Source organism: Bartonella rhinolophi, from assembly GCF_036576165.1.
Classification (GTDB): Bacteria; Pseudomonadota; Alphaproteobacteria; order Rhizobiales; family Rhizobiaceae; genus Bartonella.
Map to the genome: position 1 here is coordinate 75,914 of NZ_JBAFWY010000002.1, position 12,553 is coordinate 88,466.

Annotated in this window: 13 protein-coding genes; 7 read left to right on the forward strand and 6 right to left on the reverse strand. The window is 38.2% G+C overall.

The window, feature by feature from the left end; genetic code table 11:
* Positions 1-6 precede the first annotated feature (6 nt).
* The 6 genes from radA to rpsF all read right to left on the reverse strand — a co-directional run bounded on the left by radA (position 7) and on the right by rpsF (position 6,025).
* The gene (radA, locus tag V5N67_RS02670) at positions 7-1,401 is read right to left on the reverse strand and encodes a DNA repair protein RadA (RefSeq protein WP_332060362.1); all 1,395 of its coding nucleotides are present in this window, start codon (positions 1,399-1,401) and stop codon (positions 7-9) included.
* 6 nt (positions 1,402-1,407) lie between these two features.
* Positions 1,408-2,925 carry a replicative DNA helicase gene (locus V5N67_RS02675; RefSeq protein ID WP_332060363.1) on the reverse strand — a complete coding sequence of 506 codons (1,518 nt, stop codon included), beginning with the start codon at positions 2,923-2,925 and terminating at the stop codon, positions 1,408-1,410.
* A 670-nt stretch (positions 2,926-3,595) separates the two neighbouring features.
* Positions 3,596-4,201: a 50S ribosomal protein L9 gene (gene rplI / locus V5N67_RS02680; RefSeq protein ID WP_332060364.1), complete on the reverse strand. Its 606-nt coding sequence runs from the start codon at positions 4,199-4,201 to the stop codon at positions 3,596-3,598.
* 24 nt (positions 4,202-4,225) lie between these two features.
* The gene (locus V5N67_RS02685) at positions 4,226-5,218 is read right to left on the reverse strand and encodes a hypothetical protein (RefSeq protein WP_332060365.1); all 993 of its coding nucleotides are present in this window, start codon (positions 5,216-5,218) and stop codon (positions 4,226-4,228) included.
* Positions 5,219-5,369: 151 nt separating this feature from the next.
* Positions 5,370-5,618: a 30S ribosomal protein S18 gene (gene rpsR / locus V5N67_RS02690; protein WP_332060366.1), complete on the reverse strand. Its 249-nt coding sequence runs from the start codon at positions 5,616-5,618 to the stop codon at positions 5,370-5,372.
* Positions 5,618-6,025 carry a 30S ribosomal protein S6 gene (gene rpsF / locus V5N67_RS02695; RefSeq protein WP_332060367.1) on the reverse strand — a complete coding sequence of 136 codons (408 nt, stop codon included), beginning with the start codon at positions 6,023-6,025 and terminating at the stop codon, positions 5,618-5,620. The genes rpsR and rpsF overlap by 1 nt, the downstream gene beginning before the upstream one ends.
* A gap of 345 nt (positions 6,026-6,370) precedes the next feature.
* Between rpsF and V5N67_RS02700 the strand changes: the two genes are divergently transcribed.
* The 7 genes from V5N67_RS02700 to gmk all read left to right on the forward strand — a co-directional run bounded on the left by V5N67_RS02700 (position 6,371) and on the right by gmk (position 12,520).
* Positions 6,371-6,958, forward strand: coding sequence for an undecaprenyl-diphosphatase (locus tag V5N67_RS02700; protein ID WP_332060368.1), 588 nt, complete (start codon positions 6,371-6,373; stop codon positions 6,956-6,958).
* A 74-nt stretch (positions 6,959-7,032) separates the two neighbouring features.
* A complete protein-coding gene (gene fabD / locus V5N67_RS02705) occupies positions 7,033-7,977 on the forward strand; it encodes an ACP S-malonyltransferase (RefSeq protein WP_332060369.1) in 945 nt (314 codons plus the stop codon).
* A 19-nt stretch (positions 7,978-7,996) separates the two neighbouring features.
* Positions 7,997-8,734 (forward strand): 3-oxoacyl-[acyl-carrier-protein] reductase, encoded by a 738-nt coding sequence (fabG, locus tag V5N67_RS02710; protein WP_332060370.1) that lies wholly within the window; start codon positions 7,997-7,999, stop codon positions 8,732-8,734.
* A gap of 267 nt (positions 8,735-9,001) precedes the next feature.
* Positions 9,002-9,238, forward strand: a complete 237-nt coding sequence (locus V5N67_RS02715; protein WP_332060371.1) for an acyl carrier protein — start codon at positions 9,002-9,004, stop codon at positions 9,236-9,238.
* A 99-nt stretch (positions 9,239-9,337) separates the two neighbouring features.
* Positions 9,338-10,600: a beta-ketoacyl-ACP synthase II gene (gene fabF / locus V5N67_RS02720; protein WP_332060372.1), complete on the forward strand. Its 1,263-nt coding sequence runs from the start codon at positions 9,338-9,340 to the stop codon at positions 10,598-10,600.
* An 84-nt stretch (positions 10,601-10,684) separates the two neighbouring features.
* Positions 10,685-11,794: an endolytic transglycosylase MltG gene (mltG, locus tag V5N67_RS02725; RefSeq protein WP_332060373.1), complete on the forward strand. Its 1,110-nt coding sequence runs from the start codon at positions 10,685-10,687 to the stop codon at positions 11,792-11,794.
* 60 nt (positions 11,795-11,854) lie between these two features.
* A complete protein-coding gene (gene gmk, locus V5N67_RS02730; RefSeq protein WP_332060374.1) occupies positions 11,855-12,520 on the forward strand; it encodes a guanylate kinase in 666 nt (221 codons plus the stop codon).
* Positions 12,521-12,553: the final 33 nt, after the last annotated feature.

Here is a 12,553-nt window from a genome sequence, read left to right on the forward strand (position 1 = left end):
TTTTTATCATGCACGTGATACAGGGTGTTTTTTTCCTGCAACAATAGAGCCAACCAATTCAGGAAGTTCAGAAAATGTTTTTTGTTGAAAGGTTTGCGATTTTGTTGTTTGGGTTGTTGCAGTAGGCTGAACAGATCCTTGAAAGCCAAGTTTTTTAGCTTCATTAATGCGTTGTCCTGAATGCGCAACGGTGCGGATAGCTCCTGAAAGGCTTATTTCGCCAAAATATACGTAATCAGTCGGGAGAGGAATGTTTGCAAGAGAGGAGACCAAAGCTGCTGCAACAGCTAAATCAGCTGCTGGCTCTGATATACGGTATCCACCTGCAACATTAAGGTAGACATCATGTTGTCCAAAGCGAACACCACAATGGGCTTCTAAAACAGCTAAAATCATTGAAAGGCGATTTCCATCCCACCCAACAACAGCACGTCGTGGTGTTCCGAGTGAAGAGGGAGCAACAAGTGCTTGAACTTCTACTAATATCGGACGTGTTCCTTCCATTCCTGCAAAAACAGCAGCTCCTGGTGCTTTTTCATTCCGTTCACCCAAAAAAAGTTCAGATGGATTGGTCACTTCTCGTAGTCCTTTGTCAGACATTTCGAAAACACCAATTTCGTCAGTTGGTCCAAAACGATTTTTTACGGTTCTCAATATTCGATAATTATGGGCACCTTCACCCTCAAAATAGAGAACGCCATCAACCATATGCTCGACAACTCGAGGACCAGCAATTTGTCCGTCTTTTGTCACATGACCGACAAGAACAACAGCTGCTCCTGTTTTTTTGGCAAAGCGGATCATTGCTTGAGCGGCGATACGCACTTGTGTGACTGTTCCAGGCGCGGAGTCTGCTGCATCTGACCATAGGGTTTGAATGGAATCAATAATAACCATATCAAGTTTTTTATGTTCGCTTAAAGTTGCAAGAATATCTTCAACATTAGTTTCCGCCGCAAGTTTTATTTCCGTATTGGCAGCACCAAGTCTTTGTGCACGTAAACATATTTGCGCAATGGCTTCTTCGCCTGAAACATAAACAACATGATGTCCTTTTCGCGATAAAGCAGCGGCTGTTTGTGTTAGCAATGTTGATTTCCCAATGCCTGGATCGCCGCCAACAAGTAATGCTGATCCACGAACAAAACCACCTCCAGTTACGCGATCAAGCTCAGCGATGCCAGAATGGATACGTGGAGCATCTTCAATATTTCCAGAAAGAGACATAAGAGTAACGGCTCGCCCTTTACGAACATTTTGCATAGGACCACTGCCAATGCCGTTATTTGTGCTTTCTTCGATCAGGGAATTCCATTCTCCACAAGAATTACATTTTCCAGCCCAACGTGAATGGATGGTACCACAATTTTGACAAATAAATTGAACACGGATGCGTGCCATGGTGGCTTAACCAATTTGCTCTGGGAGATATTGACTGTCTGCCAAATCACTAAAACGTGTGAAATCAGGCTGAAAAGCAAGCTTAACTAGCCCAGTTGGTCCATGACGCTGTTTGGCAATAATAACTTCAGCTTGCCCTAAAAGATCATCCATTTTATCTTGCCATTCTTCATGCTTCCGTTTTTCATGTTCTGTGAACCCTATCTTGGGCTCTTCATTTTTAAAGTAATATGCTTCACGATATACGAAAAGAACGACATCGGCATCTTGCTCAATTGAGCCAGATTCTCGTAAATCCGAAAGTTGCGGACGTTTATCTGTTCGATTTTCAACTTGGCGCGAAAGCTGCGAGAGAGCGATAATGGGAACATTCAGTTCTTTAGCTAATGCCTTGAGACCCGTAGTAATTTCTGTAATTTCTTGAACACGATTTTCAGATGAGCGCTTTGAATTGCTGGTCATTAACTGTATATAGTCAATAATCAAGACATCCAAACCATGTTGCCGTTTTAGACGCCGTGCGCGTGCTGCCAATTGTGCAATTGATATTCCCCCTGTTTGATCAATGTAGAGTGGTGCTTTTTGTAAGTGTTGCATTGCACGGATTATTTTGGAAAACTGCTTTTCTGAAATATTGCCACGTCGGATATCAGAAGAAGAAAGCTCTGTTTGTTCTGAAATAATGCGCGTTGCAAGTTGTTCAGATGACATTTCAAGTGAAAAAAAGCCAACGATTCCTCCCTCATTTTCTGATGAAGAATCTTCTGTTTTGGTGTTATGATTGTAAGCATTAGCAATATTAAAAGCAATATTGGTGGCAAGTGAAGTTTTTCCCATACCAGGGCGTCCAGCTAAGATGATTAAGTCGGATGGTTGTAATCCTCCCATTTGCTCATCAAGTGTCTTAATATGGGTGGCTATCCCCGATAATCGTGAAGAACGCTTTTTGGCAGCACTTGCCATGTCAAAGGCTTTTTTTATAGCTTCATCAAAATTTTCAAATCCACCACCGTATTTTCCTTTTTCTGCCAGTTCAAATAAATTGCGTTCAACCATTTCAATTTGTTGAGCTGGCGTAAGCTCTATAGGTGCATCAAAAGCTGTATTAACAATTTGGTTTCCAAGGTTAATCAAAGATCGTCGGATAAAAAGATCATAAATAACTCGTCCATAATCTTCAGAGTTAATGATTGTTACCGCTTCTTTGGCTAAACGAATCGCATAATTAAATACAGTAATATCTCCGATTTTTTCTTCAGCTGGAATAAAGGGCTTTATAGTAACTGGATTTGCAAGTTTTCCTTTTGCGATAATTTGCGATAAAATATCATAGATTCTTTGATGCAATGGTTCAAAAAAGTGCTCTGGTTTTAAAAAATCTGAAACGCGGTCAAGTGCATCATTGTTAATAAAAATTGCACCAAGCAAGGCTTGTTCAGCTTCAACATTATGTGGGAGTTGTCGAAAAAGAGAAGGGTCTTCTTTTTCTGAAGAGCTGAAATTGGCAATGCTTATTTCTTTCATAACGATTTTCTCACTAAAACTGTGTATTTTGTTACTTTAGGCAATAAATCGAGTATTGTATATTAAACGAATTGGGTCCCAAATCCTTGCTTTAAGTTAAAATCATACTTTTATTTTAAAAGATTCTTATCCCAATTACTTATTCATAATTTACGTATAATTACATTTATATGTAACATAATTTTTTTGTATTTTTTTATAATTTAAAAATTGTAGTAAAAGCATAAAAATTAAAAAATTACATTTTCAGTTTTCTAAAAAAGCATGACGCTATATTCTGAGTATTTTGGTGTTATATAATCAAAGTTCAATGTTGAGAATGATAAGATTATGTGCCTTCATGGTCAAAATTACTTCAGATGACGCGAAGATGTAAGAAGTTGATCACTCATAAAAGATCTCATCTTTTTGAAACACAAAATTTTAAGTGATTCTTTGTTTTTATTTTAGGAAAATATAGTATATGAGAGTATTTTTATCACGCTATTCATAATTTTAGGCATACTTCAATTTTTACACCACACCAAATCCTGATTCTTATACAAGTACAAGAATTCAGTTTTGGAGTGATGGTAACAATAAAGTACTTAGATTTTTGATCTAAGCATTCTGCAATTATGTCAAAAAAAATTAAAAAAATAAAAAATGAAAAACAGGTAAAAAGCGATAATCAATCCTTTTTGTCAGCACTATTGGTATCGTTATTGTTCATTTCTTCTGCTAACAATTCTCCTTGATTTTCTACCAATGACTCTTCTGGTTCTTCTTGAATATCATATATTGCTTCAGCAGAAGTAAGAGTTTCACCTTCTGCTTGGCGTTGTGCTTCGCTTGTTGAACGTGCAACATTCATTGTCACAGAAATTTGAACTTCAGGGTGTAGGATAATCGTGATAGCATGAAGGCCGATAGTTTTTATTGGATGATTCAATTCAACCTGATTGCGTCCAATAGAAAAGCCTTCAGTTGTTATAATTTCAGAAACATCGCGTGTTGATACAGATCCGTAAAGTTGTCCTGTTTCGCCAGCTGAACGAACAACAATAAATGACTTTCCATCAAGTTTTTCAGCAATTTTTTGCGCTTCACTTTTGCGCTCAAGATTACGAGATTCAAGCTGAGTGCGTTGTGTTTCAAAATGTTTTTTATTCGCTTCATTCGCACGTAAAGCTTTGCCTTGAGGTAAAAGAAAGTTGCGTGCATAACCATCTTTAACTGAAACAATATCACCCATCTGACCGAGACGGGGGATGCGCTCAAGTAGAATAATATCCATATTTTTTCCTTTCGAACAAATAAATTAGTAGAGTTTATCCCGTGATTGAAAATTGTATTGAATAGCTGCCCAAATACCCATCAAAAGCATTATGAAAGAAATAGGTGGAGCAAGAAAGACAGTTAACATGGCAATAAAAATGGCAATATATACGAAAAAGAGTATAACAATCCGACCGTTTATCCCTTTTGTGATGTTGTGTAAATATGCTAAGCCACTGATTGATATAACGACAGTATATGCAGTGGTAAAGACGCGCGTGATCAAATTAAAAGTAAATCCTAATTCAATCATTGATGCTACACAAACAACAATAAAAATAACAAGTCCAGAAATTGGAAGACGGAAAGTTTTTCCCCAATCATCCCGAGGTCTTTTCAGCCAATTCATACGCTGTGCTGTTATCATCGAAAAATAAAGATTTCCAATGAAAAAAATCACACTATAAATAGTCAGAATAATAGCTGTCAAAGTTGCTGCATGCGTTGTTAAAATTTCGCTAAAAGCGAGTATATCAGCTTCTTTTATAGACTGCGATTGCTGCATAGCTTGCGTTATATTGGTAATGATTTGTTTTGTAATAGCAGGTATGGATGGACGCGTTTGAATGTAGAGTCCGATAAGACTTGATATAAGAGCGATGAAATTGGTTAAATGAAAAATTACCAAAAACAACGGATACCATATCAATAAGTTCCCCTCTTGTACTGGTCGTGCAAGCCCAAGCAACCAAGAAGCATAAAAAGCAGGAAGAAAAAATAATAACATAAAGCCAAAACCAATATAAACATTACTGGCTATGGCAAGAACAAGAGTGGCACTGATTAATGCAACAAAGCTGACTAACGTTCCCCAACCGAATGCAACAATGAAAATTGGGAGTGAAAGAAAGCAACCGAGAAGAAGAGAAAAAGAAGGTGCAATATTTGCGACACTAATGACTGCCATTCCTATAACAGCAACAAACAACCCAGCTAAAACACCAGTCATTATTTCATAGGTATGAAAACTTTTCATTTATCGCTGTCCTGCCTTCTGCAGTTAGGGGCGTTATAATGCCTCAACTTTTTATATTTTATACATCCTCGCACACGTACATAATTAATCGACGTATTGCTAAATCATAGAAAAAAGGCAGCTGAAAATACCTCAGCTGCATAGTAATTTGTTATTTTATAACGTATGGAAGCAAGCCAAGAAAACGAGCACGTTTGATAGCATTAGCCAATTCACGCTGTTTTTTTTGACTGATAGCTGTAATCCGCGAAGGGACGATCTTTCCGCGCTCCGAAATATAACGCTGTAACAATTTGACATCTTTATAATCAATCTTCGGAGCATTTGCACTTGAAAAAGGACACGTTTTGCGACGACGATGAAAAGGACGACGCGTTGCTGTTTGATTAATATCTGTCATCATTCTATTCCTTCTACAGCATCTTCACGTTGATGACGCGGAGAGCGAGGTCGCTCTCCATCTTGTCCAGCGTGATTATTGCGATCCATACGTGCAAACATAGCAGATTTTTCTTTTTCATGCTCTTTCACGCGAATAGTCATGTAACGTAAAATATCCTCATTGATGCGCATTTGACGTTCAACTTCAGCAATTGCCGCAGCTGGTGCGTCAATATTAATCAGTACATAATAAGCTTTACGGTTTTTACGAATACGATAAGCAAGGGTACGAAGCCCCCAATTTTCTACACGCCCAACTTTTCCACCATACGTCTCAATAACACCTTTGTAAACGCCCAAAAGTTCATCAATTTGCTGTGGTGCAATATCCTGTCGGGCAAGGAATATATGTTCATAAAGAGCCATTATTTTGCCTTTCTTCAATTAAACTTCACCTGTTTTAGCGCAAAGCCTCTGCGACTTGTCTTTTTTGGAAATCCAAAGAAGAAAGGACGCGTTTATAATTCGAGACATTCGAGAGTGAGGATACGGGAGGTCGGAAACATCACGTCTCCTACTGACACTATTTCTCAGTCCTCCGTTCAACCCCCAGCCAAAACACTGGTAACGAACGTTTGACGTTTACAGCTTATTTTTAAAAATAGCAAGTTTATGCTTATAAAAAATTAGTAAGTTTTGAATATATATTGCAGGATGCTCCACAAAAAATGACGACCTCAAGCTATAACAATTAAAATTAAGGAGATAAAAATGGATTTTTTAAACCAGATTGATTCCGCACTTTTAAAAATGCTTGCTGGCAACTATCAATCATGGTCAATTTTAGTTTTAATTGGTATTTTTTGTGCAAAATTTTTAATTTATGTTATTCCAGCACACCTTTGTATGTTGTGGTTTTGCGGAAAAATCATGGAACGATACGTAGCGTTAAGCATTTGTGCGAGCATTTGTATGGCTCTTTTCATAGGTTATCTCATTTCTCTTGTTTATTTTCATCCACGTCCATTTGTGGTAAATCTCACACCTCCTTTGATTAAGCACCGTGCAACAGCTTCTTTTCCTAGTAATCACGCTTTAACTATTGCATCTTATACGGCATGCCTTTATTTTTACCGGTATAAAACTGCCTTTAAGCTTGCAGTGATATTTTCATGTTTAATTTGTTGGGGACGTGTTTTTGTCGGTGTACATTATCCTTTTGATGTTGTAGCTGGTACAGTTTTAGGAGGGGGTGTAAGTTGGGGTGTTATTCGATTCATGGTACCGCATTTTCCTCAATTTTTATATCAAATTCCACCGTTGAAATATAACTTTAAGATAGATATTCATTCCAGATAAATTACTTTATCTTGATTCATATTTATGGACTAAGATTAAAAATAAATAATTTTGCATAATTTCGGAGGTGACTGATGGTAGCAGCATTTACTTTTCCAGGGCAAGGGAGTCAGATTGTTGGTATGGGCAAAGTGCTTGCAGAACAATTTGTTGCAGCGCGTATGGTTTTTGAGGAAGTAGATGATGCTTTAGGTGAAAAATTATCAGATATCATTTTCGAAGGACCTGCAGATACTTTGACTTTGACGATGAATGCACAACCAGCGTTGATGGCTGTATCTATGGCAATTATTCGTGTAATGGAAAATTTAGGGCTGAATATAGAATCAAAGGTAAAATTTGTTGCAGGTCATTCTTTAGGAGAATACTCAGCTCTTTGTGCTGCTGGTACATTTAGCCTTACCGATACAGCAAGGCTTTTACGGATTCGTGGAAATGCTATGCAGGCTGCTGTTGCTGTTGGTAAAGGTTCTATGGCAGCAATTATTGGTTTAGATGAGCAAGACGTTGAAAAAATTTGCGAAACTGTTTTAGGAGAAGGGCTATGCCAGATTGCTAATGATAATGGTGGTGGGCAAATTGTTATTTCAGGCGAAGTAAAGGCAATTGAGGCAGCAGTGGAGATTGCATCAAAAAAAGGTGCAAAACGTGCGCTTCTTCTTCCAGTTTCTGCACCTTTTCATTCAGCTTTAATGCAACCTGCTGCTGATGCCATGAAGAATGCACTTTTGACTGTTAATAAGGTGGCTCCAGTTGTTCCTCTCATTGCGAATATTTCTGTTGCACCAGAAAGTGATCCGGAACGTATTGCTATGCTTCTTGTTCAACAAGTGACGGGGCGAGTGCGATGGCGTGAAACAATAGAGTGGATCAGTGCCAATGAGGTTGATACGCTTTTTGAAGTTGGTTCTGGAAAAGTATTAACAGGTTTAGCTCGCCGTGTTAACAAGGATATAAAGGGATTAACAATTGGGACAGCTGGGGAAATAGAAGGAGCGCTACAGGTGCTTGGTGTTTAATCTTTAAGGAGTCTAAAAAATGTTTAAATTAACAGGTCGTAAAGCTCTTATAACGGGGGCATCGGGAGGCATTGGTGAAGCAATTGCGCGTTGCTTCCACGCACAAGGAGCGGTTGTTGGGCTCCATGGAACGCGTGAAGACAAACTTAAAGAAGTGGCTGAAGATTTAGGGCAGGATGTTATTGTTTTCCCCGCGAATCTTTCTGAGCCTGAATCCATTAAGCAATTAGCTAAAGCTGCGGAAAGAGACATGGGGGGTGTTGATATCCTTGTTAACAATGCTGGAATTACACGCGATGGTCTTTTTGTACGTATGCAGGATAAAGATTGGGATGATGTATTAGCAATCAATTTGACAGCTGCTTCTACTTTAACACGTGAATTGACGCACTCTATGATGCGACGTCGCTACGGGCGGATTATTAATATAACATCAATTGTTGGTGTTGTAGGAAATCCTGGACAAACGAATTATTGTGCTGCGAAAGCGGGTTTAATAGGTTTTTCTAAAGCGCTGGCACAAGAAATTGCATCACGAAATATTACTGTTAATTGTATTGCTCCAGGATTTATTAAGTCTGCGATGACTGATAAACTCAATGAGAAGCAAAAAGAAACTATTATGGCGGCAATCCCGATGAAGCGTATGGGGATGGGGAAAGAAATAGCTTATGCAGCTGTTTATTTAGCAAGTGATGAAGCAGAATATGTGACGGGTCAAACAATACATATCAATGGTGGTATGGCAATGATCTAAGAATTTGCTTTATTCCACATTGATTTATAAGCTGTAATATTTTAGTAATAACAAGTGAAAAGGAAACATGTACCTGTTTGTTTAACATGGTAGTTGACCAATTTATGTTTATGTCGGAATATCAAATTGATTTGTTTTTTTAAGGATATCCACAGGATGTTTTGAATCTCTGCTAAAATTTTAAAAGTAATGGATCTATTGTTTGATTAGATGACCCGATATAGTTAACCAGTTACAGAAAAATGATACAAATTCGAGGATTTCAACATGAGTGATACAAAAGAGCGTGTTAAGAAGATTATCGTGGAGCATCTTGGAGTTGATGCAGATAAGGTAGTGGAAAATGCAAGCTTTATTGATGATCTAGGAGCAGATAGTCTTGATACAGTTGAGCTCGTTATGGCGTTTGAAGAAGAGTTTGGTGTAGAAATCCCAGATGAGGCTGCTGAAACAATTTTCACAGTTGATGATGCAGTAAAGTTCATTGATAAGGCTTCTGCATAATTACTGAAAGGCAAAGGCGTAAAATGCTTTTGCCTATATTTTTGAGGGCTATTAAAAATATGGCTTTAAGAGGTAATTTCTCGGTTCAAGGTTAAAAATATGAGACGTGTTGTTATTACTGGTTTGGGATTGGTGTCTCCATTAGCTGGTGATGTCGAATATAGTTGGAAACGACTTCTTGAAGGGAAAAGCGGGGTTCGGCGTATTACTGAATTTGATGTGTCCGATTTGCCTTGTCAAATTGCTGCGCGTATTCCCTTGGGGGATGGAACCAATGGTACATATAATGCTGATTTGCATATGGAACCTAAAGAGCAGCGTAAAGTTGATTCATTTATTGTTTATGCAATGGCAGCTGCTGATCAAGCGCTTGCAGATGCTGGATGGTATCCCAAGAGTGATGAAGAACAGATTCGTACGGGTGTATTGATTGGTTCAGGTATTGGTGGCATTGAAGGTATTGTTGAGGCTGGTTATATACTGCGTGATAAAGGTCCACGACGTGTTTCGCCTTTCTTTATTCCAGGACGTTTGATTAATCTTGCATCTGGCTATGTATCTATTAAATATGGATTACGTGGCCCTAATCATTCTGTTGTAACAGCTTGTTCGACGGGTGCACATGCAATTGGTGATGCCGCGCGTTTAATTGCATTGGGTGATGCAGATGTAATGACTGCAGGAGGAACTGAATCCCCGATAAATCGAATATCTTTAGCAGGTTTTTCTGCTTGTCGTGCTCTTTCCACTAATCGTAATGATACTCCTGAACAGGCATCGCGTCCTTATGATGCTGATCGTGATGGATTTGTTATGGGGGAGGGAGCTGCAATTGTTGTTTTAGAAGAGCTTGAACATGCAAAAAGGCGTGGTGCTCATATTTATGCTGAGGTTATTGGTTATGGCTTATCTGGAGATGCTTATCATATTACAGCTCCTTCAGAGAGTGGTGAAGGTGCAAAGCGCAGTATGATAGCTGCTCTTGAGCGTGCACAAGTGAATATAAGCGATATTGATTATATTAATGCTCATGGTACATCAACGATGGCAGATGTCATAGAACTGAAAGCTGTTGAGCATGTTTTTGGGCATTACGCACCGAAAATATCTATGTCATCAACGAAGTCGTCTATTGGACATTTGCTTGGTGCGGCTGGTGCGGCTGAAGCTGTTTTTTGTGTTTTAGCCATACGGGATAATATAGCTCCAGCAACACTTAATCTTGATAATCCGTCGATTGAAACAAAAATTGATCTTGTTCCACATAAACCGCGTGAACGAAAAATTAATACGGTTCTCTCCAATTCTTTTGGGTTTGGTGGGACAAATGCATCTTTGGTATTCCGACGTTTTGGAGAATAAAAAACATTTCCGTTTGTATTTTCTGCTTCTGATTTATTATAGGATTTGAGTAAAAATATCTAAAAGTTGTTGGGGTTGATGGTTATGTCCGATGTGAAAAATGTGAGACCACTAAAGGACGTAGGTGATTCTTCTTCGAATTATTTAGTAGATAATGATGATATGTCAGTGCATAAAAAGCGAAAAAAGTCGTATATCTTACGTAGTCCATTGGTCATTCTTGGTCATTTTTTTCTGATGCTGATTATGGTTGTCATTTTAGCCACAGCTATTCCTCTTTATATTGGGAAGAGTATCTTTGAAGGAAAGGGGACAGCTGGAGAGGAAAAAGTTGTTCTTATTTATCCTGGAACAGGAATTCGTGAAATTGCGTCGCTTCTTGAAAAAAAGGGTCTTATTCGATCGTCTGATATCTTTACTTATGGAGTGAGTTATCATCAAAAAGCGGCATCTCTTAAAGCTGGCGAATATTTAATTCCAGCGTATGCTTCGATGCGGGATATTATGGATATTCTTGTAAAAGGCAAATCTATTGAATATACATTTACAGTGCCTGAAGGTTTGACGGTTCAACAAGTTTTTGATCGATTAGCTGCTAATGACATTTTAATTGGAGAGCTTCCAGAAGTTTTGCCTCCAGAAGGCAGTTTGATGACTGATACTGTTCATTTTATTCGGGGTACGACGCGCAAAGAAATTATAAAGAGATTGCGTGAAGGACAAACGAAATTAGTTAATGCAATATGGGCGACTCGCTCACCTGATTTACCAATCAAGTCCATTGAAGAATTTATTATATTAGCATCGATTGTTGAAAAAGAGACGGGAATTGCAGAAGAAAGACCGCAGGTTGCTGCAGTGTTTTATAATCGTCTTGCAAAACATATGCGTCTTCAATCTGACCCAACGGTAATCTATGGTCTTTTTGGTGGGAAAGGGAAGCCATCAGGTCGTGTAATTTATCGCTCAGATCTTGAGAAAGAAACACCATATAATACTTATAAAATTAATGGTTTACCACCAACGGCGATTGCGAATCCAGGTCGAGATTCTCTGAAAGCGGTTGCACATTTACCGAGCAGTGATGCACTCTATTTTGTAGCTGATGGCTCAGGTAGGCATGTTTTTTCCAAAACTTTGGAAGAACATAATAAAAATGTTCGTAAGTGGCGTGCATTAAAGCAGGCACACTGAATTAAAAAAATTTATTACCAAAGTTTTGATACAAAATTCAAGAAAAAGTAGAGTGGTATTATGACATCCTTTGAGAGTGAAGCTAATGCTAAAAAAATAGGTCAACGTCGTGGTTTTTTATTTATTCTCTCTTCACCTTCAGGAGCTGGTAAATCAACTCTTTCTCGATTACTTCTCAAAGATGGACAATTAGAACTCTCTGTAAGTATGACAACACGGCAAAGACGTCCTAGTGAGGTGGATGGTCTTCATTACCATTTTATTTCAAAGAAAGAGTTTGAACGTAAGCGTGATGGAGACGAGTTTATTGAATGGGCAGAAGTTCACGGAAATTATTATGGAACTTTACGTGAAAATGTTGAAAGCGTGTTAAGTTCTGGTCGAGATATGTTATTTGATATTGATTATCAAGGTACTGAGCAGCTTCAAAAAAAAATGCCCGAGGATACTGTCTCTGTTTTTATCCTTCCACCATCAATGAAAGAGCTTACTTCTCGTTTATATCGTCGAGCAGAAGATAGCCATGATATTATTGATCTGCGATTGAAGAATGCGCGAATGGAGATGCGGCATTGGTGTTCTTATGATTATGTTGTGATTAATGAAGATTTAAACCAGTCTTTGTTACTTATTAAATCGATTTATTTGGCAGAAACAATGAAACGTGAGCGATGCTTCTTTCTTCATTCTTTTATTGATCAGCTTATTGCTGAAAAAATTGATTAAATCCGTATTGTTAAAAAACTGGCAACTAGCATA

Excerpts from the sequence above, each read along its gene's own strand:
- radA (WP_332060362.1), bottom strand. The coding sequence starts at position 1,401 with ATGGCACGCATCCGTGTTCAATTTATTTGTCAAAATTGTGGTACCATC.
- V5N67_RS02675 (WP_332060363.1), bottom strand. The coding sequence starts at position 2,925 with ATGAAAGAAATAAGCATTGCCAATTTCAGCTCTTCAGAAAAAGAAGAC.
- rplI (WP_332060364.1), bottom strand. The coding sequence starts at position 4,201 with ATGGATATTATTCTACTTGAGCGCATCCCCCGTCTCGGTCAGATGGGT.
- V5N67_RS02685 (WP_332060365.1), bottom strand. The coding sequence starts at position 5,218 with ATGAAAAGTTTTCATACCTATGAAATAATGACTGGTGTTTTAGCTGGG.
- rpsR (WP_332060366.1), bottom strand. The coding sequence starts at position 5,618 with ATGACAGATATTAATCAAACAGCAACGCGTCGTCCTTTTCATCGTCGT.
- rpsF (WP_332060367.1), bottom strand. The coding sequence starts at position 6,025 with ATGGCTCTTTATGAACATATATTCCTTGCCCGACAGGATATTGCACCA.
- V5N67_RS02700 (WP_332060368.1), top strand. The coding sequence starts at position 6,371 with ATGGATTTTTTAAACCAGATTGATTCCGCACTTTTAAAAATGCTTGCT.
- fabD (WP_332060369.1), top strand. The coding sequence starts at position 7,033 with ATGGTAGCAGCATTTACTTTTCCAGGGCAAGGGAGTCAGATTGTTGGT.
- fabG (WP_332060370.1), top strand. The coding sequence starts at position 7,997 with ATGTTTAAATTAACAGGTCGTAAAGCTCTTATAACGGGGGCATCGGGA.
- V5N67_RS02715 (WP_332060371.1), top strand. The coding sequence starts at position 9,002 with ATGAGTGATACAAAAGAGCGTGTTAAGAAGATTATCGTGGAGCATCTT.
- fabF (WP_332060372.1), top strand. The coding sequence starts at position 9,338 with ATGAGACGTGTTGTTATTACTGGTTTGGGATTGGTGTCTCCATTAGCT.
- mltG (WP_332060373.1), top strand. The coding sequence starts at position 10,685 with ATGTCCGATGTGAAAAATGTGAGACCACTAAAGGACGTAGGTGATTCT.
- gmk (WP_332060374.1), top strand. The coding sequence starts at position 11,855 with ATGACATCCTTTGAGAGTGAAGCTAATGCTAAAAAAATAGGTCAACGT.